Genomic DNA, 22,456 nt, shown 5'->3' on the forward strand with positions numbered 1-22,456 from the left:
GACAGGGCTGTAGCCCTGCAGCCATTGCGAGACCGCGCGTGAGAAGATATGTTGTCGCTATTTATTTTATGAATAAATTTCAGTTATTAAAGTTATATTTGTTGAAATGAGAGATGTGTGAAGCATTATTTGGGTGCTTTTTTGGCATTATGTGTGTATGATTAAACAACAATAACCATACGATTTTGTTCTGACCAGGTCGTTGTCGTGGCGGCCATTCGTGTATTGCGGCGCCACGGCTTCATTGTGAAAGTCGGTTGCCTCCGGGCGCAGGCGGATGAACGTCTGCGCTCGTCCTTTCGTGGCCCGCAACCCGCCTTCGCCGGCGCCGGAGGCATTCACCGGCGCCGCTGCCGATGCTATGCCTCGACGGGACGGAATCACGTGAGGCGACGATGCGCGCTTATCTCGACCTGCTGCGCCGCGTGCTCGACGAGGGCGCGCGCAAGAGCGACCGGACCGGGACGGGCACCTTGTCCGTCTTCGGCCACCAGATGCGCTTCGACCTTGCCGAGGGCTTTCCGCTCGTCACGACCAAGAAGCTTCATCTGCGTTCCATCGTCCACGAGCTGCTGTGGTTCCTGAAGGGCGACACCAACGTGCGCTATCTCCAGGAGAACAAGGTCAGCATCTGGGACGAGTGGGCGGACGAGAACGGCGATCTCGGCCCGGTCTACGGCAAGCAGTGGCGCGCGTGGGAAGGTGCCGACGGGCGCACGGTGGACCAGATCGCCTGGGTGGTGGACGAAATCCGCCGCAACCCCGATTCGCGGCGCCTTGTCGTGTCCGCGTGGAATCCGGCGGAGATCGACAGGATGGCGCTGGCGCCCTGCCACTGCCTGTTCCAGTTCCATGTCGCCGACGGGCGCCTGTCCTGCCAGCTCTACCAGCGCTCGGCGGACGTCTTCCTCGGCGTGCCCTTCAACATCGCGAGCTATGCCCTGCTGACGCAGATGATGGCGCAGGTCACGGGTCTCGTGCCCGGCGACTTCGTCCATTCCTTCGGCGATGCGCATCTCTACCTCAATCACCTCGACCAGGCGCGCGAGCAGCTTGCACGCGCGCCGCGGCCGCTGCCGCGCCTCGTGCTCAACCCGGCGGTGCGCTCGATCTTCGACTTTACCTTCGAGGACATTGTCATCGAGGACTATGATCCCCATCCCGCCATCAAGGCGCCCGTCGCCGTTTGAGGGCTCCCGCCCCGGAAGGCTCACCGAAGAAGACCCGCGATGTCCCTCGTCATCCGTCCTGCACAATCGGCCGATCTCGGCCTCATCGCGGCGCTCGTGCGCGAGCTTGCTGACTACGAGAAGCTGGCCCACGAGGTCGAAGCGACCGAGGGCGATCTCGGCGCGGCGCTCTTCGGTGCCAATCCGCGCGTCTTCTGCGACATCGCCGAGTGGCGGGGCGAGCCGGCGGGCTTTGCCCTGTGGTTCTACGATTTCTCCACCTTTCTCGGCCGGCACGGCCTCTATCTCGAGGACCTCTTCGTGCGTCCGGCCTTCCGTGGCGCAGGCATCGGCAGGGCTCTCCTTTCCCATCTCGCCCGGCGCTGCGTCGATGAGGGGCTCGGGCGGCTCGAGTGGTGGGTGCTCGACTGGAACGAGCCCGCGATCGGCTTCTACAAGCGCCAGGGCGCACGCATGATGGATGAATGGACCGTCTGCCGCGTCACGGGCGAAGCGCTGGCGAAACTGGCGGAGCAGGCGCCGTGAGCGGGGGTGGCGCACCCGTTGCGCTCGCCATCATCGTTGCGGCCGCGGATAACGACGTCATCGGCCGGGACAACCAGCTGCTCTGGCGGCTGCGCACGGACATGCGGCGCTTCCGCAGCCTGACGATGGGCCATCCCGTGCTGATGGGGCGCAAGACCTTCGAATCGATCGGCAAGCCGCTCGCCGGCCGCGAGACGATCGTGCTGACGCGCGGGGGCGGCGAACTGCCACCGGACATCGTGCGGGCATCGAGCCTTGACGAGGCACTGGCGCTCGGGCGGGAGGCGGCGCGCCGCCTCGGTGTCGGGCGGTTGATGGTCGCCGGGGGCGCGCAGGTCTACGCCGAGTGCCTGCCGCTTGCGGACGAGATCCTGCTCACCCGCGTCCATGCCGCTCCCGCCGGCGATGCCGTGTTCCCGGCGATCAACCCGGAAATCTTCGCGGAGGCGAGCCGCGAGGCGCACCCGGCCGGCGCCGAGGACGAGCACGCGTTCACCTTCATCAACTACAAGCGCAAACGTGAACGGTCGCCGGGGGCACCAACCGTCGAAAACCGTTGACGTTCAGCGCTTCATTCCCCACTTCCGACCTTGACAGGCCGGGGATGGACAACCCATCAACGCTGGCGGATCGTTGCAACGCTGCGGCTGCGGCCGCCCGGAAACAGGTGAGGAACGTCTAAGCATGCCTTGGAGCAACCAGAGCGGCGGACCGTGGGGCCAGAAGCCCGGCGGCCCGTGGGGTACAGGACCGCAGGGCGGGGGAGGCAACACGCCTCCGGACCTCGAGGAATTGCTCCGGCGCAGCCAGGACCGTCTGAAGACCATGCTGCCCGGCGGCGGCATGGGCGGGCGAGGGGTCGCCTTCATCGTGCTCGGCGCCGTGCTGCTCTGGCTCGCGACGGGCTTCTATACCGTGCGGCCCAACGAGGTCGGCCTCAACCTCATCTTCGGCAAATATGTCGGCAAGACGAACGAGGGCCTGCGCTACAACCTGCCGTATCCGATCGGCACCGTGGTGAAGCCCGAGGTCACGACGGTCAACACCATCGAGGTAGGCATGCGCACCGGCGACACGACGCGCCGTGTCGCGGCCGCTCGCGAGGTGCCGGAAGAAAGCCTGATGCTGACGGGCGACGAGAACATCGTCGACATCAACTTCGCCGTTCAGTGGCAGATCGATCCGGCCAGGCCCGAGGACTATGTCTTCAACCTGCAGAATCCCGATGCTGCCATCAAGGCCGTGGCCGAGAGCGCCATGCGCGAGGTCGTGGGACGGCGCAACATCCAGACCGTGCTGACGACCGACCGTGTCGCCATCGAAGGCGAGGTGCGTCAGCTCATGCAGGAGACGCTGGACAGCTATGGAGCGGGCGTGCAGGTCCGCCTCGTGCAGTTGCAGAAGGTCGACCCGCCGCAGCAGGTCATCGACGCCTTCCGCGACGTGCAAGCGGCTCGGCAGGACCAGGACCGCATGCGCAACGAAGCCGAGACTTACGCAAGCCGCATCGTACCGGAAGCCCGCGGCCAGGCAGCTCAGATCCTGCAATCGGCCGAGGCCTATCGCGAACGAGTCGTCGCCGAGGCCCAGGGTGCGGCATCCCGATTTACGCAGGTCTACGAGACCTATCGCTCCGCGCCCGAGCTGACGCGCGAGCGCATCTTCCTCGAAACCATGGAGCGTGTGCTCGGCGGCATGGACAAGGTGATCATCGACCAGAAGGGGGGCGGGCAAGGCGTGCTGCCGTACCTGCCGTTGAACGAGCTCATGCGGCCACAGCCGCAACAGCCGCAGCAGTCGCGCGGCAACCTGCAGCAGGGAGCGGCCCGATGAACGGCAACGTCTGGAAAATGGGCGGCCTCATCCTTGTTGCGGCGGCGCTTATCCTTGTCTACGCCTCGACCTTCATCGTCTATCAGACGCAGTCCGCCCTGGTGCTGCGCTTCGGCGGCGTGCGCAAGGTCGTCATGGAGCCGGGGCTCTACTTCAAGGTGCCGTTGGTCGAGAACGTCGTCTATGTCGACAAGCGCGTGCTCGATCTCGACCTGTCCGAGCAGGAGGTCATCGCCGCCGATCAGAAGCGTCTCGTCGTCGATGCCTTCACGCGCTACCGCATCACCGATCCGGTGCGCTTCTACCAGACGGTGAACAATGTCGCCGGCGCCAACCTGAGGCTCGGCAACATCGTCAATTCCACGGCCCGCGCCGTGCTGGCAGATGCGACCTTTACCGACATCGTGCGCGAACAGCGCGCCAGGCTGATGCGCGAGATCCGCGACGACGTGAACAAGCAGGCTCAGGGCTTCGGCATCACTGTCGTCGATGTGCGGCTGCGCCGTGTCGACCTGCCGCAGGCCAACAGCCAGGCGGTCTTCCAGCGCATGCAGACGGAACGTCAGCGCGAGGCAGCCGACATCCGCGCCAACGGATCCCAGATCGCCCAGAGCATTCGGGCGCGTGCCGATCGCGACGTGACGGTGATCAAGGCCGATGCCGACCGGAGGGCGCAGGAACTGCGCGGTGAGGGCGACGCCGAGAGCAATCGTGTGTTCGCTGAGGCCTACGGGCGCGACCCGGATTTCTTCGCGTTCTACCGGTCCATGCAGGCCTACGAGACGAGCCTGCAGGCTTCGGACACGCGGCTCGTCCTGGCGCCGGAGACGGACTTCTTCCGCTATTTCGGCAACGCCTTCGGGCGCAACTCGGCTCCGGCCGGAGGTGACCGGCCGCCCGCGCCGCAGCAGCAACCTGCGCCGGGGCCGCAGTCGAGCCTGGCGACGCCCTGACGGCGCGAGCGAGGGGGGCGCTGGCGTATGACGGATTTTCTCGCGGCGCTCGGCCTCGTGCTGGCCATTGAAGGGCTCATCTTCGCGGCCTTTCCGACCGCGGCCAAACGGGCGCTGGCGGAGGCGTCCGAGGCGCCCGTGGAGCGCATGCGGCTCGTCGGCGTTGTCTCGGCGGTCGTGGGTGTCGTCATCATCTGGTACGTGCGCTGGGGCGGCGCCTGAGGCGGGGCCGCCCGATGCGGCCGTCCGTTTCGGCACCCTGCTCTGCGCGGGGCGCCTTGCGGCAGCAGGCACGATCACGCACAGTTGCATGTGCGAGCCGCCGTTCCGCCGCATTTGAAGAATGAAACCTCGGTAGACCGGAAGGTTCCGCGGTGCGGGCCGCTGCCGGGGCAACCAGCGACACGGGGGCGCGGGCCTGCGCTCCAGGGAACGAGGATCACAATGACATTTCTTCCGCCCATTCCACGCGCTATCGGCGGCTCGGGGCTGAGGCGCGCGTTCTCGGCCCTTGCGGTGGCGGCCGTCATGGCCGTCCAGCTCCCTACCGCTGCCTTGGCGCGCGGGCCGGAATCATTGGCCGATGTCGCCCAGGAGGTCATCGATGCCGTGGTGAACATCTCGGCCTCGACCACAGTGGAGGCGCGCGGCCCCTCGTTCCCGCAATTGCCGCCCGGCACGCCGTTCGAGGACCTTTTCGAGGAATTCTTCAACCGCCGCGGACAGGGCGACAACGCGCCGCGCCAGCAGCGCCGCTCCAATTCGCTCGGCTCGGGTTTCGTCATTGATGCCGACGGCATCATCGTCACCAACAACCACGTCATCGGCGAAGCCAACGATATCACGGTCGTTTTCACCGACGGCAGCAAGCTCAAGGCCGAGATCGTCGGCAAGGATTCGAAGCTCGACCTCGCCGTGCTCAGGGTGAAGCCGGATCGGCCGCTCAAGGCCGTCCGCTTCGGCGATTCCGAGGCGCTGCGAATCGGCGACTGGGTGCTCGCCATCGGCAACCCCTTCGGCCTCGGCGGCTCGGTGTCGGCGGGTATCGTCTCGGCCAACAAGCGCGACATCGATTCGTCAGCCTTCGGCAATTACATCCAGACCGATGCCGCCATCAATAAGGGCAATTCGGGCGGTCCGCTGTTCAACATGAACGGCGAGGTCATCGGCATCAACACCGCCATCCTGTCGCCCACGGGCGGCTCGGTCGGCATCGGCTTCGCCGTGCCGTCCTCGCTCGCCGAGCCGACGATCCGCCAGCTCATCGACTTCGGCGAGACGCGCCGCGGCTGGCTCGGCGTGCGCATCCAGAACGTCGACGATGCCACCGCCGAGGCGCTCGGCCTCGACAAGGCGCGCGGCGCGCTCGTTGCCGGTGTCGACGACAAGGGCCCCTCCAAGGCCGGCGGCATCGAAGTCGGCGATGTCATCGTCTCCTTCGACGGCAAGCCGGTGGCGCAATCGCGCGACCTGCCGCTGATGGTGGCGCAGACGCCCGTCGGCAAGGAGGTTGAGGTCGTCATCATCCGCAAGGGCAAGGAAGAGAGGAAGCGCATCGCCCTCGGCCGCCTCGAGGAGGCGACGGACGATGCGACGCCCGGCCAGAGCGGTCAGAGCGACAAGCCGGCGGTCAGCCAGGCGCTCGGCCTCGAAATGTCGGCGCTCAATGGCATGCTGCGCCAGCGCTACAACATCAAGGACGACATCAAGGGCGTCGTCGTCACCAGTGTCGATCCCAATTCGGCCGCAGCCGACAAGCGCATTCAGGCTGGCGATGTCATTGTCGAGGTTAATCAGGAGCCGGTAGCGAGCCCGCAGGACGTGACCAAGCGCATCGACGCCGTGAAGAAGGAGGGCAAGAAGTCCGTGCTTCTGCTCGTCTCTTCCGCCCAGGGCGAAGTGCGTTTCGTGGCCCTCAGCCTGCAGTGAACCGTCTCGCACGGCGTGAGGAAGGGCGGCCCCCGGGCCGCCCTTTCTGTTTGCCGGCGGGCTCAGGTCACGAATTCAGCGCGGCGATAGCCCTGGACGTAGAGCAGGGCGCTCAGGTCACCATAGTCGATGCGGGCATGGGCAGCCGCGGCCACTGCCGGCTTGGCATGGTAGGCGACGCCGAGGCCCGCTTCGGCGAGCATGGCGAGATCGTTGGCGCCGTCGCCGACCGCCAGCGTCTCGCTGCCGGCGAGGTTGAAGCGCGCGCGCAGCTCGTGCAGCGTTGCCAGCTTGGCCTCGCGCCCGAGAATGGGCTCCTCCACCCGCCCGGCGAAGGTGCCGTTCTCCGTGACGAGGAGGTTCGAACGGTGCTCGTGAAAGCCGATGCGGGCGGCGATGGGGCCTGTGAACAGGGTGAAGCCGCCGGACACGAGGCAGGTATAGGCTCCCTTCGCGCGCATGGTGCGCACGAGTTCGGTGCCGCCCGGCGTCAGGGTGATGCGCTCGGCGATGATGCGGTCGACCACCGAGACCGGCAGGCCGCCGAGGAGGGCGACGCGCTCGCGCAGCGCGGGCTCGAAGGGCAACTCGCCGCGCATGGCGCGCTCGGTGATGGCCGCGACCTCCGCCTTCAGTCCGACGAGATCCGCGAGCTCGTCGATGCACTCCTGCCCGATCATGGTCGAGTCCATGTCGGCGAGGAACAGGCGCTTGCGCCGGCCAGCGAGGGGCTGCACGACGATGTCGACGGGTGCATCGCTCAGCGTCGCGCGCAGTCTTTCGCGGGCAGACACGCCTTCGCGGGGCGTGAAGTTGATGTCGGCCGCCACGCCTTCGTCCAGCCAGACCGGCGCCGAGGCCGTCTCGAGACTTCTGGCCGCCGCCGCGACCAGATCTTGGCTGAGGACGGGCGTGGCCGGATTGGTTATGAGAGTAGCGACGTGGGTCAAGGTCTCAGTCATTGCCGGAGAAGATCGTGACGGAAAGGATGCGAGCCGTCCTCATCGCAGGGCCGACGGCTTCCGGCAAGTCCGCATTGGCGCTCGCGCTCGCGCAGGAGCATGGCGGCATCGTCGTCAATGCCGATTCCATGCAGGTCTACGGCGACCTGCGCACCATCACCGCGCGGCCGTCTGCGGCCGAGGAGGCAATGGTGCCGCACCGGCTCTACGGACACGTGGACGGGGCGGTGAACTATTCCGTCGGGCGCTACCTCGCAGATGCCGCAACGGTGCTCGCCGAGGCGGAGGCGAAGGGCAGGCTGCCCATCTTCGTTGGCGGCACGGGCCTCTATTTCAAGGCGCTCTGCGAGGGGCTGTCGGAGATCCCGCCGGTGCCGGACGAGGTGCGGGCGGCCGTGCGCGCCGCCGCCGACGGCCGGGGGACACCGCTGCTTTATGCCGATCTTGCCGCGCGCGATCCCATCACGGCGGCCCGGCTCAACCCGACTGACCGGCTGCGCATCCTGCGCGCCATGGAGGTCTTCGCGGCGACCGGCCAGCCGATCGCGAGCTTTCACGGCCGGCGCAGCCGGCCGCTTCTCGCCGGCTGGCGCCTCCACAAATGCTTCCTCGCGCCGGAACGGGCGGCGCTCTTCGCCCGCATCGACAGCCGCTTTGCGGCGATGATGGCGGCGGGCGCGCTCGAGGAGGTGAGGGCGCTCGCGGCGCGGGGGCTCGATCCCGCGCTGCCGGTGATGCGGGCCCATGGCGTGCCCTGGCTCATCCGCCATATCCGCGGGGAGATCGACCTTGCGGAAGCGATCGAGAAGGCGCAGGCCGACACGCGCCACTATGCCAAGCGGCAGTTCACCTGGGTGCGCCACCAACTACCGGATTTCTCGTGGCTCGCCCCGGAAGCCGCTCATGAGGCGATCGGCGAGGCCCTGCGGACCGCCGCGGGCGACGTGCAGGAGCGATCTTCCGCTTGACCGCCCGGCGGGCCTCGGCTAGCGTGCCCGCCACAGACGTGGAAGGAACGTGCGGCTTATGCGCGCAATTCTTATTGTAACGGGGGCGCCATCGACGGAGCGGAGATGATCCGCAGGTCCGGCTGGTGGCGCATGCAGGGTCCTTCGGGGCCCTTTTTTGTTGCCCCGGTCCGACCCGTCCGGCCACGCCGACGAGGAAACGGAGAAGACGATGAGCGAGACGATGACCGGCGCCGAGATGGTGGTTCGCGCGCTGCAGGACCAGGGAGTCGAACACATCTTCGGCTATCCCGGCGGCGCCGTGCTGCCGATCTATGACGCGTTGTTCCACCAGGACAAGGTCAAGCACGTGCTCGTGCGGCACGAGCAGGGCGCCGTGCATGCGGCCGAGGGCTATGCGCGCTCCTCCGGCAAGGTCGGCGTCGTGCTGGTGACGTCGGGCCCGGGCGCGACCAATGCGGTCACCGGCCTCACCGATGCGCTGATGGATTCGATCCCGATCGTCTGCCTCACCGGGCAGGTGCCGACGCATCTCATTGGTTCGGACGCCTTCCAGGAGGCGGACACCGTCGGCATCACACGCCACTGCACGAAGCACAATTATCTCGTCAAGCGCATCGAGGACCTGCCGCGCATCATGCACGAGGCCTTCTACGTCGCGGCGAACGGCCGGCCCGGTCCGGTCGTCATCGACCTGCCGAAGGACATCCAGTTCGCGAGCGGCACCTATGCGCGCCCGGCCAGCAACCAGCACAAGACCTATCGCCCGCAGGTGCAGGGCGACATGGAGAAGATCAAGGCTGCGATCGCGCTGATGGCCTCAGCCAAGCGGCCCGTGTTCTATACCGGCGGCGGCGTCGTTAACGCCGGACCGCAAGCTGCGGCACTGCTGCGTGAACTCGTGCGCCTGACGGGCTTTCCCGTCACCTCGACGCTGATGGGCCTCGGCGCCTATCCGGCTTCCGACCCGCAGTTCCTGGGCATGCTCGGGATGCACGGCACCTACGAGGCCAATCTCGCGATGCACGGCTGCGACGTGATGATCAACATCGGCGCGCGTTTCGACGACCGCATCACGGGCCGGCTCGATGCCTTCTCGCCGCACTCGCGCAAGATCCACGTCGATATCGACCCATCGTCGATCAACAAGAACGTCAAGGTTGACATCGGCATCGTCGGCGACTGCGCCCACGTGCTCGAGGACATGGTGCGCCTGTGGCGCTCCACGGCGCCGCAGGTGGACAAGGTGGCGCTCAAAGGCTGGTGGGACAACATCGCCGGCTGGCGGGATCGCAAATGCCTCGCCTATCGCAAGTCGAGCGACGTGATCAAGCCTCAGTACGCCATCGAGCGGCTGTACGAATTGACGAAGGACCGGGAGGTTTATGTCACCACGGAGGTCGGTCAGCACCAGATGTGGGCCGCCCAGTTCTTCAAGTTCGAGGAACCGAACCGGTGGATGACCTCCGGCGGTCTCGGGACCATGGGCTACGGCCTGCCGGCAGCCATCGGGGCGCAGCTCGCGCATCCGAATGCGCTCGTCGTCGACATCGCAGGCGAAGCCTCCATCCTCATGAACATGCAGGAAATGTCGACCGCCCTGCAGTACCGCCTGCCGGTCAAGGTCTTCATCCTTAACAATGAATACATGGGGATGGTGCGCCAGTGGCAGGAATTGCTGCACGGCGGGCGCTATTCGGAGAGCTACTCGCATTCGCTGCCGGATTTCGTGAAGCTGGCCGAGGCCTATGGTGGCGTCGGCATCCGTTGCGACAAGCCGGACGTACTCGACGATGCCATCCGCGAGATGATCGACACGCCCCGACCCGTGATCTTCGACTGCGTGGTCGACAAGGCGGAGAACTGTTTCCCGATGATCCCCTCGGGCAAGGCGCACAACGAGATGATCCTGGGCGACGTGGCCGAGGACATTGGTTCGGTCATCGACGCCAAGGGCAAGATGCTGGTGTGAGGCTGGGCACCGCACCCTTCCCCTCAGGGGGAGGGTGCGCCGCGTGCGCGTCAACCGTGATCGTTTGCGTCACATGCCTTGATTGGACCGGCGCCGGTTGCCGCGGCAGTCTCGGCGCCCCACAGTCGAAACCGGACGAAGGCCCATGAAGCTCGTCATCGCCAACAAGTGCTATTCCTCCTGGTCGCTGCGCCCGTGGCTCGTCATGCGCCACTTCGGCATTCCCTTCGCGGAGGTGAAGGTGCCCTTCGGCCCGACCTTTGACGATCCGGCGTGGAAGGCGGAGATCGCCCGCTATACGCCGGCCGGCAAGGTGCCGGCGCTTGTCGACGGCGACATCGTCGTCTGGGAATCGCTTGCCATCATCGACTATCTCGCTGACATGCATCCCGACCTGCCCATCTGGCCGCGCGAGCGGGCGGCACGGGCCATGGCGCGGTCGCTGGCCGCCGAAATGCATGCCGGTTTCTCAGCGCTGCGCTCGGCCTGCCCGATGAATCTCGGCAAGAAGTATGCTGCCATGGACCTCGGCCCGCAGGTCGCGCGCGACGTGGCACGCGCCGCCTTCGCCTGGCGGGAGGCCCGGGAGCGCTTCGGCGCCGAGGGCCCCTTCCTGTTCGGCGCCTTCACGGCAGCCGATGCAATGTATGCGCCGGTCGTCACCCGCCTCGAGACCTATTCCTTCCCCGTCGATGCGGCGACACGCGCCTACATGGACGCGGTGCTCGACCTGCCGGCCTTCCGCGCATGGCGCGAAGATGCGCTGGCCGAGCCCTGGATCGTCGCCGAGGACGAGGTGGACGCCGAGCCCATCGCGAATTATCGCAAGAGTGCGTGAGGACAATCATGCAGCATGTTCAGCCCCCCTTTGCAGGTCCGCCGATGAAGTCTCACTATTCAGATGCTCCCGCTGCCGAGCCCATCGCGCGCCATACGCTCGCGGTGATCGTCGACAACGAGCCGGGCGTGCTGGCGCGCATCGCCGGCCTGTTCTCCGGCCGGGGCTACAACATCGAGAGCCTCACGGTTTCCGAGACCGAGCACGAGAAGCATCTGTCGCGCATCACCATCGTGACGACGGGCACGGCGCACGTTATCGAGCAGATCAAGGCTCAGCTCTCGCGCCTCGTGCCCGTGCACCGGGTGGACGACCTGACGGTCAACGGCGACGCCATCGAGCGCGAGCTGGTGCTCGTGAAGGTAGTGGGCAAGGGCGAAGCTCGCGTGGAGGCGATGCGTCTTGCTCAGGCCTTCGGCGCCCGCACGGTCGATGCGACGCTCTCGTCCTTCATCTTCGAGCTGACAGGGACCAGCGACGAGACCGAGCGTTTCATCAGTCTCATGACGGCCTGCGGGCTGACGGAAGTGGCCCGCACCGGCATCGCGGCCATCGGCCGCGGCGCCGAGTCGATGTGAGACAGGTGCGGCGCGCAGGCTGTGGGAGCTTCAGCCGTCGGGTATGGGCGCGGCCGACATTGGCGGCCGTGCTTGCTGCCGGCTTTTTCACCCTGCCGGCCGCCGCTGGCGAGGCAGGAGGCTTTTGGGGGGAGCAGCGGCGTGGCGCCAATTTCTTCAACAAGGTCGAGACGCGCGCCCGCCTCGATGCTGCAAAGAACTTCGGCGTCGATTTCGTGCGCCTGACCTTCGACAAGTGGCGGGGCGAACGGCGCGACTTCCTCGCCGGCAGTCTCGATGTCTATGCGGGGCTCGTGCCGGCCGATCTGGCGCGGCTCGGGCGGGTTCTCGATGCGGCTGCCGCTGCGGGCGTCAAGGTGGTGCTGACGCCGCTCGGGCTACCGGGCGCCCGCTGGGTGCAACTCAACGGCCGCCGCCACGACGGCCGACTCTGGCGCGACAAGGTCTATTGGGATCAGGCCGCAGCGTACTGGCACGACATAGCGACGGCCTTCAAGGGCCATCCCGCCCTTGTGGCCTATAACATCGTCAACGAGCCGGTGCCGGAGAATGGCTACCGGCTTCCCGAGGGTGACATTGCCGAACGTGACCGCTGGTGCGCGGCAGCGAAGGGCACGGCGCGCGACCTCGATGCCTTCTATCGTCACATGGTTGCGGCCATCCGCGTCGTCGATGCTACGATACCCATCGTCCTCGACACCGGGTCCTATGGCCAGCCGGCGGCGGTGCGCTGCCTTGCGCCGATCGCGGACGACAATCTCATCTACGCGGTGCATCTCTACGCGCCTTACGATTTCACCAGCCACGAGAACCGGGGACGCTTCACCTATCCTGGCGTGGTGCGGGCCCATGGTCGGGCGGAATACTGGGACAGGGAGAGGCTCGCGAAGCACCTGTCGCCCTTCCTGGAGTGGGCCGAGGCGAAGGACGTGCCGCGCTCGCGCCTGATGGTCGGCGAATTCGGCTGCGTACGCTGGAACAAGGGCTGCGACGCCTATCTTGCCGATGTCGTCTCGCTCCTCGAGGAGGCGGGCCTGCACTGGGCCTTCTACTCCTTTCGTGAGGATGCCTGGGACGGCTACGATTATGAGCTCGGGACCGGGAGCCCGAAGGCCTCCGTCGGCGCCGCGCTGCAGCGACGCGAACAGCCGCGCGGAGCCGAGCGCCGTGAGGCGCTCATGGGGATCCTGCGCAGGGTGCTCGCCGGGCGTTCGTGAACGTCAGCCGGAAAAGCCGCCGTTTGCAAGAAAGGCGGCCTCCTCTTCCGTCGTGGCACGGCCGAGGATGGGGTTGCGATGCGGAAAGCGGCCGAAGCGGGCGATGATGTCACGGTGCTCGACGGCATGGGGCAGGCCCTTCTCGTCGCCCGCGGCCTCGTACAGGGCAACGCAGCGCTCCTGGTCGACGAGGTTCTCCGAATGCATGAACGGCAGGTAGAAGAAGCCCTTCAGTTCCGATGGCACTTTCCGGTCGAAGTCTTGCGCCAATGCCCGGTCGGCGATGGTGCGCGCCAGCGCGTCCGTGGCGAAGGCGCGTGGCGTGCCGCGAAACAGGTTGCGGGGAAACTGGTCGAGCAGGATCAGCAGGGCGAGGACGCCTTCCGGCGTCTCCTCCCACCGGTTCAGCGCGCCGGCGGCGGCTGCCTCATGGGTGGCGAGGAAGCGTGCGCGGATCTCTTCGTCGAAGGCCTCGTCGCGCGAGAACCAGCGCTCGTAGCCGGCCTCGCGCCAGAAGGCGATAATCTCCGCGGCATTCGCTGCAATCATGGTGCAACCTCCCTGTCGGATTGTTCCATATTACGGATCGTTAGGACGAATGTCGGAACTCTCTTGGTCCCCCGTGCCGGATTTTACTTGACCCACAGCGCTTCTCGGGCTTTACCGCCGTCACAGAAACGTTCCACGACACGACCCGCGCCGCGCAGGATGGTCGGGGTCAGCGTGCCATCATAACCACCTTGCCAAGGAAAGGGCCCATCATGCGTGTGTATTACGATCGCGACGCCGATCTCAATCTGATCAAGGGCAAGAAGGTGGCCGTCGTCGGCTATGGCAGCCAGGGCCACGCCCATGCGCTCAACCTGCGCGACAGCGGCGTCAAGGACGTGGCGGTCGCCCTGCGCAAGGGCTCGGGTTCGGCGAAGAAGGCCGAGGCCGAGGGCTTCAAGGTTATGGAGGTGGCCGAGGCCGCCAGGTGGGCCGACGTCATCATGATGCTGACGCCGGACGAGCTGCAGGCCGACATCTACCGCGAGCACCTCGCCGACAACATGAAGAACGGCGCCGCGCTGCTCTTCGCGCACGGCCTCAACGTGCACTTCAACCTCATCGAGCCGCGCGCTGACCTCGACGTGCTCATGGTGGCGCCCAAGGGCCCCGGCCATACCGTGCGCTCGGAATACCAGCGCGGCGGCGGCGTGCCTTCGCTCATCGCCATCCATCAGGACGCCTCTGGCAATGCCCACGATCTCGGCCTCTCCTACGCCAGCGCCATTGGCGGTGGCCGCGCCGGCATCATCGAGACGACCTTCAAGGAAGAGTGCGAGACCGACCTCTTCGGCGAGCAGGTGGTGCTGTGCGGTGGCCTTGTCGAGCTCATCCGCGCCGGCTTCGAGACGCTGGTCGAAGCGGGCTACGCTCCCGAGATGGCCTATTTCGAGTGCCTGCACGAAGTGAAGTTGATCGTCGACCTCATCTACGAGGGCGGTATCGCCAACATGAACTACTCGATCTCCAACACGGCCGAGTACGGCGAGTACGTCACCGGCCCGCGCATCATCACGGCGGAGACGAAGGCCGAGATGAAGCGCGTGCTCACCGACATCCAGTCCGGCAAGTTCACGCGCGACTGGATGCTCGAGAACAAGGTCAACCAGACCTCGTTCAAGGCGACCCGCGCGCGCGTCAATGCTCACCAGATCGAAGAAGTCGGCGAGAAGCTGCGCGCCATGATGCCTTGGATCAAGGCCAAGGCGCTGGTCGACAAGTCCAAGAACTGAGCATCCCGGCCGCCACCGTCGTGGCCGGGCTCATCCCGGCCATCCAAACCTTTCAGCCTGGCGCTGCCAGGCATCCGTGGATACCCCGGGAACAAGCCCCGGCATGACGGTGAAGGGAATTCGTCCACAAAACTGCGCGAGCTGGTTCTGCTTGCGCTCCCCATCAGAGCCCCGGTGCACCGTGCCGGGGCCTTTCTACAGCAGCCTGTGAAAGGCGAAGGCACCGGGGGCAAGCAGGACGAAGGCCCAGACCATGGCGGAGGAGACGTTCGCCATCTGGAAGAGGAACCGGGGCATCGCAAAGATGCCGGCGATGAGGGGGACGACAGCCCGCAGCGGCCCGAAGAAGCGGCCGATGAAGATGCCCCAGGGTCCCCAGCGCATGAAGAAGCGATGGCCGCGCTCCACCATCTGCGGGTGGCGTGACAGGGGCCATACGCGCGTCGCCGCATCCTTGAAATGGAAGCCGATGAGGTAGGACACCCAGTCGCCGAGGCTTGCGCCTGCGGCGGCCGCGAGCCAGATCGGCCAGAATTCGAGGCCGCTGACGCCGATGAGGGCGCCGATGCCGACGAGAATGCCCCAGGCGGGCACCAGCAGCGAAATGAAGGCAAAGGATTCCGCGAAGGCGAGCCCGAACACGATGGCCGGGGCCCACTCGCCATGGTCACGGACGAAGGCCACGGTGCCGGAAACGAAATTGTCAAAGGTCATCAGGGGCCCGGGTGGAAGGAACGGCTCCATATGTCGGGAGGCAACGGGATAGTGCAAGTGGCAGAGGGCAGGCGCCGTCACGGAGCCGCGGCGGTTGCGTCGCAGGCCGTATCGGTTAACGTTTCCTGCTTCGAACGAAGACAAGGAATCGAGGACGCGCGATGACAGGACGGGCATGCACGCTCCGGCACAGGTGAAGGAGGCGGACAGCCCGGCGGTGCGGCTGTCGCAGGTGGCGATCACCTTCGCGCTCAAGGGCGGCGGCACCTACCAGGCTGTACGCGACATCGATCTTACCGTCGGTGCCAGCGAGTTCGTTGCCATCGTCGGGCCGACGGGCTGCGGCAAGTCGACCCTGCTCAACGCGGCGGCCGGGCTGCTCAAGCCCTCGGCGGGCGGGGCGGACATCTTCGGCGAGCGATTGTCGGGGCTCAATGCCCGTGCCGGCTATCTCTTCCAGCAGGACGCGCTGATGCCCTGGAAGACAGCCATCGACAACGTCGCCGTGGCGCTGGAGCCGAAGGGTGTGCCGCGGGCCGAGGCGCTGGCGAGGGGCCGGGAATGGCTCGGCCGTGTCGGCCTGGCCGCCTTTGCCGACCGCTATCCGCACATGCTGTCCGGCGGCCAGCGCAAGCGTGTCGCGCTGGCACAGATGCTGATCCGCAACCCGCAGATCCTGCTGATGGACGAGCCTTTCGGGCCGCTCGACGCACAGACCCGTCAGATCATGGGCAACCTGCTGCTCGACCTGTGGGCGCAGGATCGAAAGGCCGTGATGTTCGTCACGCACGATCTCGAGGAGGCTATCGCGCTGGCGGACCGGGTGGTGGTGATGTCGGCGGGACCCGCGGCCCGCATCGTCGGCGACTATCCCGTCTCCCTGCCGCGGCCGCGCGATATCGCGGAGATCCGCCTGGATCCTGCCTTCCACGCCATCCACAAGGCCATCTGGGCGACCCTGCGTGTCGAGGTTCAAAAGGCCTACGCGCAGGGTGAAGGGGCGAACGCATGAGACGCACGACGCTTCTTGCCATGCAGGTGGGCGTCGGGCTTGCCTTCCTCCTCGTCTGGCATCTCCTCACCGCCGTGCCGGTGAGCGGCGGCAAGCCGCTGTTCGATCCCTTCTTCTTCTCGACGCCGCTCGATGTCCTCGCCCGCACGTGGAAGGATCTCGTCTCGGGCGAATTGTGGTATCATCTCGGTATCACCCTGACCGAGACGGTGCTCGCCTTCACCTTCGGCGCCATCGGCGGCATCGCCTTCGGCTTCCTCTTCGCGCGGCGCGAGATTCTCGCCAGTGTGTTCGACCCCTACATCAAGGCGGCGAACGCCCTGCCACGCGTGGTCCTGGCGCCGATTTTCGCCCTGTGGTTCGGCCTCGGCATCTGGTCGAAGGTGGCGCTCGGCTTCACGCTCGTCTTCTTCATCGTCTTCTTCAACGTGTATCAGGGTGTGCGCGAGGTGAGCCCCGTGGTGCTGGCCAATGCCCGCATGCTGGGCATGAACGAACGGCAGCTCCTGCGCCACGTCTACTGGCCGGCGGCGCTCACCTGGATGTTCTCCTCGCTGCACACCTCTGTCGGTTTTGCGCTCGTCGGAGCCGTCGTCGGCGAATATCTCGGTTCTTCGGCCGGGCTCGGCTACAAGATCCACGAGGCCGAGAGTGTCTTCGACGTCACCGGCGTGTTCTCGGGCATGCTGGTGCTCGCCGTCTTCGTCATCGTCATCGACACCTTCGTCACGGCCATCGAGAAACGGCTCACCGTCTGGCAGCCGGGCACCGGGGCGGCGACGGCGCAGGGGTGATTACGGGACAGAACAACAGGTGGGAGGAAACCAATGACATTCTGGAAGACGATCGCGGCAGCGGCCCTGTTGGCGGTTGCCGGCGGCGCGGCCCATGCGGCCGACGTGGAAAAGCCGAAGCTGACGTTGGGCGTCGGCGGCAAGCCGCTGCTCTACTACCTGCCCCTCACCATCGCTGAGCGGAAGGGCTTCTTCAAGGAGGAGGGGCTCGAGGTCGAAATCAACGATTTCGGCGGCGGCGCCAAGTCGCTGCAGGCGCTCGTCGGCGGGTCGGTGGACGTCGTGACCGGCGCCTATGAGCACACCATCCGCATGCAGGCCAAGGGCCAGGACATCCGCGCCGTCATCGAGCTCGGGCGCTTTCCGGGCATCGTGCTGGCCGTGAAGAAGGAGAAGGCCGACGCCATCAAGTCGCCGGCGGACCTCAAGGGCGCCAAGGTCGGCGTCACGGCGCCCGGCTCGTCCACCAACTTCTTCGTCAACTATCTCATCGCCAAGGCGGGCGGTAATCCGAAGGATGCGGCCTATATCGGCGTCGGCGGCGGCGCGGGCGCGGTTGCGGCCATGAAGAAGGGCGAGATCGAGGCCATCTCGAACCTTGACCCGGTCATCTCCAAGCTCGAGGCGGACGGCGACATCGTCGTCATCGCGGATTCGCGCACGGAGAAGGGCACCAAGGAGATTTTCGGCGGCTCCAATCCGGCCGCCGTCGTCTACCTGAAACAGGACTTCATCGAGGCGAATCCGAAGACGGTGCAGGCGATCGTCAACGCCTTCCACAAGTCGCTGAAGTGGCTGGAGACGGCCAGTACGGACGATATCGTCGCGACCGTTCCGGAGGCGTATTATTTGGGCGACCGGGCGCTCTACGAGCGCGCCGTCGAGGCCTCGCGCGAGACCTATTCGCGCACCGGTATCATCCCGGAGGACGGCATGAAGAGCGCGCTCGGCATGTTGACGCAGTTCGACGAGGAACTCGCCAAGGCCAATGTCGACCTGTCGAAGACCTTCACCGACACCTTCGTGAAGAAGGCCGCCGGCGGCAGCTGAGCCGGGGCGTAGGAGAGGAGGCAGCCATGGACGAAGAGAAGTTCAACATGGCCCTGCGCAAGTTCCTGAAGCAGGTGGGCGTCACGTCGCAGCGCGAGATCGAGCGCGTGGTGCGCGAGGGGGCGGTGCCCGGCGGCCGGCTGAAGCTGCGCATGCAGCTCACGGCCGAGGGCGTGCCGCTCGACCACGTCATCGAGGAGACGATCGAGCTGAAGTGACGGGGCCGCGGCGTGCTTCAACCTGTTGCAAGTCGGGCAAGCCCGACTTGCAATGACAGGCCCGGACAAGGAGCAACCGCTCGATCCATCTCGTGGGCGTGGGGCACTCCTCACGCCTTTTCATTTCTCCTTCGCGTCCTGCGCCGCTAAACCGAGGCTCTGCGCTCGGGAGGGCTCGGGATGAACGTTCTTTCCATTCAGTCGCACGTCGCCTTCGGCCATGTCGGCAATGCCTCGGCCGTCTTTCCCATGCAGCGCCTGGGCGTCGAGGTGTGGCCGATCCATACGGTGCAGTTCTCCAACCACACGGGCTACGGTGCCTGGAAAGGGCGCGTGTTCGACGCGCCGATGATCGAGGAACTCGTCGACGGCATCGCCGAGCGCGGCGTGCTGCCGGTCTGCGATGGCGTCCTGTCCGGCTACATGGGCTCGGCCGACATCGGCAACGGCATCCTCTCAGCCGTCGGGCGGGTGAAGAAAGCCAATGCGGCCGCGCTCTATTGCTGCGATCCGGTCATCGGCGATGTGGGGCGCGGCATCTTCGTGCGGCCGGGCATTCCCGAGTTCATGCGCGAGCACGCCGTGCCGGCGGCCGACATCGTCACGCCGAATCAATTCGAGCTCGACTTCCTCTCCGGCCGCAGCTCGGCGAGGCTCGCCGACGCGAAGGCGGCGGTTTCGGCCGTGCGCGCTGCCGGCCCGCGTGTGGTGTTGGTCACGTCCCTCCATACCGAGGAGACGCCGGCAGACGCCATCGACCTCTTGGCGGCCGACGGGGAAGGCACCTGGCGCGTGCGCACGCCGCGCCTGTCGCTGGGTATCAACGGGGCGGGCGATGCGATCGCGGCGCTGTTCTTCGTCCATTTCCTGCGGAGCCGCTCGGCGGCGAAGGCCCTCGGCGCGGCGGCGGCCTCCGTCTATGGTCTGCTCAAACGGACGCAGGAGGCGGGCTCGCGCGAGATCCTCACCGTCGCGGCGCAGGACGAGTTCGTGACGCCGAGCCACAGTTTTCCGGTGGAGGCCGTCTAGGGGCTTCACACCTCGCGCGGCCGGGCGCCTAATAGGACACTGCGGCAGCGTCGCCGGGCGAGGCCGACAGGACGAGGATTTGGGCGGATGCGGCTGCGCGTGGCGACGTTCAATGTCGAGAACCTCATTGCGCGCCACCGCTTCGGCACGGCGGCGCGCATCGAGACGGCGGCCGCCATGTCACTGTTCGAGTTCTCCTCCAAGGAACATCGCGAGGCGGTGGAGCGCTCTGTGGCGGTGGCGCTCGAGGACGACAAGCGGCAGATGACGGCGCTTGCCATCGCCGAGGCTCATGCCGACATCCTGTGCTTGCAGGAGGTGGACAGCCTCTCGGTGCTGGAAGCCTTTTTCGCCAATTACGTGCATCGTCTCGCCGACAAGCGCTACGGCCATTTCCGCCTCAGGCACGGCAATGACGTGCGCGGCATCGATGTGGCCTGCGCCATGCGGCGCGATCTCGTCGCCGGGCCGGGCGCCGTGCGCGCCACCTCGCACGCCGAGCTGACCTTCCGTGACCTCGATGTGTTCGATGACGACCTCGCCGCGATGGGGCGCCTCGAGACGGACCGGCTCTTCCAGCGCGACTGCCTGATGGTCGATGTCGATCTCGGGGAGGCGACGCTCACGCTTTTCGTGTGTCACTTCAAGTCCATGAGCAACGGCCGCGACGACGGGCGCATCGCCACGCGCCCTCTGCGGCGAGCCGAGGCGCGGGCCGTGCGCCGCCTCGTCGAGGCGCGTTTTGGACCCGCCGTCGCCGAGGCGAACTGGCTCATTATCGGCGATCTCAACGGCTGCGAGGAGACCATCGGTCCCGGTGCCCGCGTGATCGCGGAAGGGGAAAGCGGGTTGGAGCCGCTAACGCACGGCTTTGCCGTCAATCCGCTCGCCGACCTGCCGGCGCACGAGCGGTGGACGCATTTCCGCCGCGCATGGTCGGAGAGCGAGGGGCACATCGTCGAGCGGCACATGCAGCTCGACTACATCCTTCTGTCGCCTGCGCTCGCCGCGGCCAATCCGGCACCCGAGGTCGAGATCGTGCGCCGCGGGCTGCCCTATCGCGTGCCGCTCGACCCGCGGCAGGAAAATCGCTCGCTGGCGGCACTTGCGACCTCCTGCGATCGTTATCCTCGTGTCGGCTGGGACCGGCCGAAGGCGAGCGATCATTGTCCGCTCGTCGTCGGGATCGACCTGCCGGCCCGACGCAACCCGACGCAAGCATAGGAATTGAGACGATGGGACGCCGCTTCTTCACGCTCGACGTCTTCACCGACACCGCGCTCGGTGGCAATCCGCTCGCCGTCGTGCTCGATGGGCAGGGGCTCGGCGATGCCGGCATGCAGGCCATTGCCAAGGAGTTCAATCTGTCCGAGACGGTCTTCGTGCTGCCGCCCGAGGATGCGCACCATCGTGCCAGCCTGCGCATCTTCACGCCGACGGCGGAACTGCCCTTCGCGGGCCATCCCACCGTCGGCACCGCGGTACTGCTCGGGCTCATCGACCACGGGCCGAGCCCCGGTGCCCTCGCCTTTACGCTCGAGGAGAAGGTGGGCCTCGTCCCCTGCGCCGTCGAGATCGCCGGCAAGGGCAATGGGCGGGCGACCTTCACCTTGCCGCGCCTGCCGGAGCGGCTGAGCGAGCTTGCCTCGCCCGCAGCCCTTGCCGCGGCGCTCGACCTCGCCGTCGAGGACATCGGTTTCGGCATGCACCAGCCGGCCAAATACTCGGCCGGCGTGCCCTATGCCATCGTGCCGGTGGCGGGGCGGGCGGCGGTCGACCGGGCGCGGCGGCGGGTCTCCGCCTGGGATGCCGCCTTCGGCGACGGGCCACGCGCCAATGCCTTCATCTATTGCCGCGAGCCGGTGGACGCCGGCCATGCCTATTATGCCCGCATGTTCGCGCCGGACCTCGGCATCGGAGAGGATCCGGCGACGGGCTCGGCGGTGGCGGCCTTCGCCGGCGCGGTCATGGACTACGACACGCCGGCGGACGGGGAACACATCCTCGTCATCGAGCAGGGCTATGCCATGGGGCGCCCCTCCCAGATCGAGCTGACGCTGACGGTCGAGGGCGGGACGCTTGTCAAGGCCGCCATCGGCGGCGCGGCCGTCGTCGTCAGCGAGGGAGCGCTGTTCCTGTGATCGAAGAGCCGATGATCCTGCCGCTCGCCGGCGTCGAGGCCTGGTGCGAAGAGGGGGCCTGGCCCTGGGCCGAGGAGCACAGGGCGGCGATCGACGCGCACTGGGCGCGCCGGACGGCCGAGAGCCCGGCGCTCTACAACGGGCGCGTGCTGATCTGCTGCGAACGGCGGGTAGAGGACGGCATCCTCAAGGTGCGCTACCGGGAAAGCGACTATGCGAGCTTCCTCGCCATGCGCGATCTCGACTTTCCTCCCGGCAGCGCGGGCAACTGCTTCGCCATGGCGGCGCTGCAGGCAGCCGACGGACCCTATCTGCTCGGCATCATGGGCGACCATACGGCGAACGCCGGACGCATCTACTTCCCCGCCGGGACGCCGGATCCGGGTGATATCCTGCCCGACCGGCGCGTGGACCTCGCCGGCAGCGTCAGCCGGGAACTCCTCGAGGAGACCGGGCTCGGCGAGGACGATGTCGTCATCGCGGAGACGTGGACAGCCGTGTTTCACGGCGCGCGCACCGCACTGATGCGCCCGGTGCGCTCGCCCCTGCCAGCAGACGTGCTTCGCGCGCAGATTGATGCGTGGCTGGCGCGGCAGGAGCAGCCGGAACTGGCGGGAATGCACGTCGTGCGGGCACCGGCGGACATCGATTCGGAGCGAATGCCCTATTTCACGCAGGTCTTCCTGCAGCATCTGCTGGACGGCCCGCGGTGAGGAAGCGGGCAGCAGGCGGCAGGTTCGAAGCGCAGCCTG

At 66.8% G+C, this 22,456-nt stretch carries 24 protein-coding genes; 21 read left to right on the forward strand and 3 right to left on the reverse strand.

Going from position 1 to position 22,456, the window contains the following annotated elements; genetic code table 11:
- The first annotated feature begins 395 nt into the window (after positions 1 to 395).
- The 7 genes from P2T65_RS02350 to P2T65_RS02380 all read left to right on the forward strand — a co-directional run bounded on the left by P2T65_RS02350 (position 396) and on the right by P2T65_RS02380 (position 6,430).
- The gene (locus P2T65_RS02350) at positions 396 to 1,190 is read left to right on the forward strand and encodes a thymidylate synthase (protein WP_063189251.1); all 795 of its coding nucleotides are present in this window, start codon (positions 396 to 398) and stop codon (positions 1,188 to 1,190) included.
- 39 nt (positions 1,191 to 1,229) lie between these two features.
- Positions 1,230 to 1,715, forward strand: a complete 486-nt coding sequence (locus tag P2T65_RS02355; protein WP_276199123.1) for a GNAT family N-acetyltransferase — start codon at positions 1,230 to 1,232, stop codon at positions 1,713 to 1,715.
- Entirely contained in the window at positions 1,712 to 2,275 is a 564-nt protein-coding gene (locus P2T65_RS02360; RefSeq protein ID WP_055457436.1) for a dihydrofolate reductase, read from the forward strand. Before P2T65_RS02355 ends, P2T65_RS02360 begins: the two co-directional genes overlap by 4 nt.
- Before the next feature lie 124 nt (positions 2,276 to 2,399).
- Positions 2,400 to 3,548 carry an FtsH protease activity modulator HflK gene (gene hflK, locus P2T65_RS02365; RefSeq protein WP_063189249.1) on the forward strand — a complete coding sequence of 383 codons (1,149 nt, stop codon included), beginning with the start codon at positions 2,400 to 2,402 and terminating at the stop codon, positions 3,546 to 3,548.
- Positions 3,545 to 4,501: a protease modulator HflC gene (locus P2T65_RS02370; protein WP_055457434.1), complete on the forward strand. Its 957-nt coding sequence runs from the start codon at positions 3,545 to 3,547 to the stop codon at positions 4,499 to 4,501. Before hflK ends, P2T65_RS02370 begins: the two co-directional genes overlap by 4 nt.
- A 27-nt stretch (positions 4,502 to 4,528) precedes the next feature.
- Complete coding sequence (locus P2T65_RS02375) at positions 4,529 to 4,723, forward strand: DUF2065 domain-containing protein (RefSeq protein WP_055457433.1); 195 nt, start codon at positions 4,529 to 4,531, stop codon at positions 4,721 to 4,723.
- A 222-nt stretch (positions 4,724 to 4,945) separates the two neighbouring features.
- The gene (locus P2T65_RS02380) at positions 4,946 to 6,430 is read left to right on the forward strand and encodes a Do family serine endopeptidase (protein WP_055457432.1); all 1,485 of its coding nucleotides are present in this window, start codon (positions 4,946 to 4,948) and stop codon (positions 6,428 to 6,430) included.
- 62 nt (positions 6,431 to 6,492) lie between these two features.
- Here P2T65_RS02380 and serB read toward each other — a convergent pair whose 3' ends face one another.
- Positions 6,493 to 7,392 carry a phosphoserine phosphatase SerB gene (gene serB, locus P2T65_RS02385; protein WP_276199124.1) on the reverse strand — a complete coding sequence of 300 codons (900 nt, stop codon included), beginning with the start codon at positions 7,390 to 7,392 and terminating at the stop codon, positions 6,493 to 6,495.
- Between the two features lie 26 nt (positions 7,393 to 7,418).
- Between serB and miaA the strand changes: the two genes are divergently transcribed.
- The 5 genes from miaA (at position 7,419) to P2T65_RS02410 (ending at position 12,965) form a co-directional block, all read left to right on the forward strand.
- On the forward strand, positions 7,419 to 8,360 hold the full coding sequence (gene miaA, locus P2T65_RS02390; protein ID WP_276199185.1) for a tRNA (adenosine(37)-N6)-dimethylallyltransferase MiaA: 942 nt from the start codon (positions 7,419 to 7,421) through the stop codon (positions 8,358 to 8,360).
- Between the two features lie 211 nt (positions 8,361 to 8,571).
- Complete coding sequence (locus tag P2T65_RS02395) at positions 8,572 to 10,332, forward strand: acetolactate synthase 3 large subunit (RefSeq protein WP_276199125.1); 1,761 nt, start codon at positions 8,572 to 8,574, stop codon at positions 10,330 to 10,332.
- Between the two features lie 145 nt (positions 10,333 to 10,477).
- Positions 10,478 to 11,170: a glutathione S-transferase family protein gene (locus P2T65_RS02400; protein WP_276199126.1), complete on the forward strand. Its 693-nt coding sequence runs from the start codon at positions 10,478 to 10,480 to the stop codon at positions 11,168 to 11,170.
- A gap of 44 nt (positions 11,171 to 11,214) precedes the next feature.
- Entirely contained in the window at positions 11,215 to 11,748 is a 534-nt protein-coding gene (ilvN, locus tag P2T65_RS02405) for an acetolactate synthase small subunit (RefSeq protein ID WP_019404412.1), read from the forward strand.
- A 68-nt stretch (positions 11,749 to 11,816) separates the two neighbouring features.
- A complete protein-coding gene (locus P2T65_RS02410) occupies positions 11,817 to 12,965 on the forward strand; it encodes a cellulase family glycosylhydrolase (protein ID WP_276199186.1) in 1,149 nt (382 codons plus the stop codon).
- Between the two features lie 3 nt (positions 12,966 to 12,968).
- On the opposite strand, the gene P2T65_RS02415 is transcribed toward P2T65_RS02410, so the two are convergent.
- Positions 12,969 to 13,514: a DUF924 family protein gene (locus P2T65_RS02415; RefSeq protein WP_276199127.1), complete on the reverse strand. Its 546-nt coding sequence runs from the start codon at positions 13,512 to 13,514 to the stop codon at positions 12,969 to 12,971.
- A 212-nt stretch (positions 13,515 to 13,726) separates the two neighbouring features.
- On the opposite strand from P2T65_RS02415, the gene ilvC reads away from it, so the two are divergent.
- Positions 13,727 to 14,746 (forward strand): ketol-acid reductoisomerase, encoded by a 1,020-nt coding sequence (gene ilvC, locus P2T65_RS02420; RefSeq protein WP_055457426.1) that lies wholly within the window; start codon positions 13,727 to 13,729, stop codon positions 14,744 to 14,746.
- 195 nt (positions 14,747 to 14,941) lie between these two features.
- On the opposite strand, the gene P2T65_RS02425 is transcribed toward ilvC, so the two are convergent.
- Positions 14,942 to 15,460, reverse strand: coding sequence for a DedA family protein (locus P2T65_RS02425; protein WP_055457425.1), 519 nt, complete (start codon positions 15,458 to 15,460; stop codon positions 14,942 to 14,944).
- A 175-nt stretch (positions 15,461 to 15,635) separates the two neighbouring features.
- Here P2T65_RS02425 and P2T65_RS02430 point away from each other — a divergent pair, with 175 nt between their 5' ends.
- The 8 genes from P2T65_RS02430 (at position 15,636) to P2T65_RS02465 (ending at position 22,417) form a co-directional block, all read left to right on the forward strand.
- Positions 15,636 to 16,472, forward strand: coding sequence for an ABC transporter ATP-binding protein (locus P2T65_RS02430; protein ID WP_055457424.1), 837 nt, complete (start codon positions 15,636 to 15,638; stop codon positions 16,470 to 16,472).
- Positions 16,469 to 17,266 (forward strand): ABC transporter permease, encoded by a 798-nt coding sequence (locus tag P2T65_RS02435; RefSeq protein WP_055457423.1) that lies wholly within the window; start codon positions 16,469 to 16,471, stop codon positions 17,264 to 17,266. Before P2T65_RS02430 ends, P2T65_RS02435 begins: the two co-directional genes overlap by 4 nt.
- Positions 17,267 to 17,299: 33 nt before the next feature.
- Positions 17,300 to 18,316 (forward strand): ABC transporter substrate-binding protein, encoded by a 1,017-nt coding sequence (locus P2T65_RS02440; RefSeq protein ID WP_055457422.1) that lies wholly within the window; start codon positions 17,300 to 17,302, stop codon positions 18,314 to 18,316.
- Between the two features lie 26 nt (positions 18,317 to 18,342).
- Complete coding sequence (locus P2T65_RS02445; RefSeq protein ID WP_019404420.1) at positions 18,343 to 18,534, forward strand: DUF6494 family protein; 192 nt, start codon at positions 18,343 to 18,345, stop codon at positions 18,532 to 18,534.
- A 180-nt stretch (positions 18,535 to 18,714) separates the two neighbouring features.
- On the forward strand, positions 18,715 to 19,563 hold the full coding sequence (gene pdxY / locus P2T65_RS02450) for a pyridoxal kinase PdxY (protein ID WP_055457420.1): 849 nt from the start codon (positions 18,715 to 18,717) through the stop codon (positions 19,561 to 19,563).
- A gap of 99 nt (positions 19,564 to 19,662) precedes the next feature.
- Positions 19,663 to 20,787 carry an endonuclease/exonuclease/phosphatase family protein gene (locus P2T65_RS02455; protein ID WP_276199128.1) on the forward strand — a complete coding sequence of 375 codons (1,125 nt, stop codon included), beginning with the start codon at positions 19,663 to 19,665 and terminating at the stop codon, positions 20,785 to 20,787.
- 11 nt (positions 20,788 to 20,798) lie between these two features.
- Complete coding sequence (locus P2T65_RS02460; RefSeq protein ID WP_055457418.1) at positions 20,799 to 21,704, forward strand: PhzF family phenazine biosynthesis protein; 906 nt, start codon at positions 20,799 to 20,801, stop codon at positions 21,702 to 21,704.
- Positions 21,701 to 22,417 carry an NUDIX hydrolase gene (locus P2T65_RS02465; RefSeq protein WP_276199129.1) on the forward strand — a complete coding sequence of 239 codons (717 nt, stop codon included), beginning with the start codon at positions 21,701 to 21,703 and terminating at the stop codon, positions 22,415 to 22,417. The genes P2T65_RS02460 and P2T65_RS02465 overlap by 4 nt, the downstream gene beginning before the upstream one ends.
- Positions 22,418 to 22,456: the final 39 nt, after the last annotated feature.

It is taken from the genome of Chelatococcus sp. XZ-Ab1 (genome assembly GCF_029309855.1).
GTDB classification, from domain to species: Bacteria; Pseudomonadota; Alphaproteobacteria; order Rhizobiales; family Beijerinckiaceae; genus Chelatococcus_A; species Chelatococcus_A sambhunathii.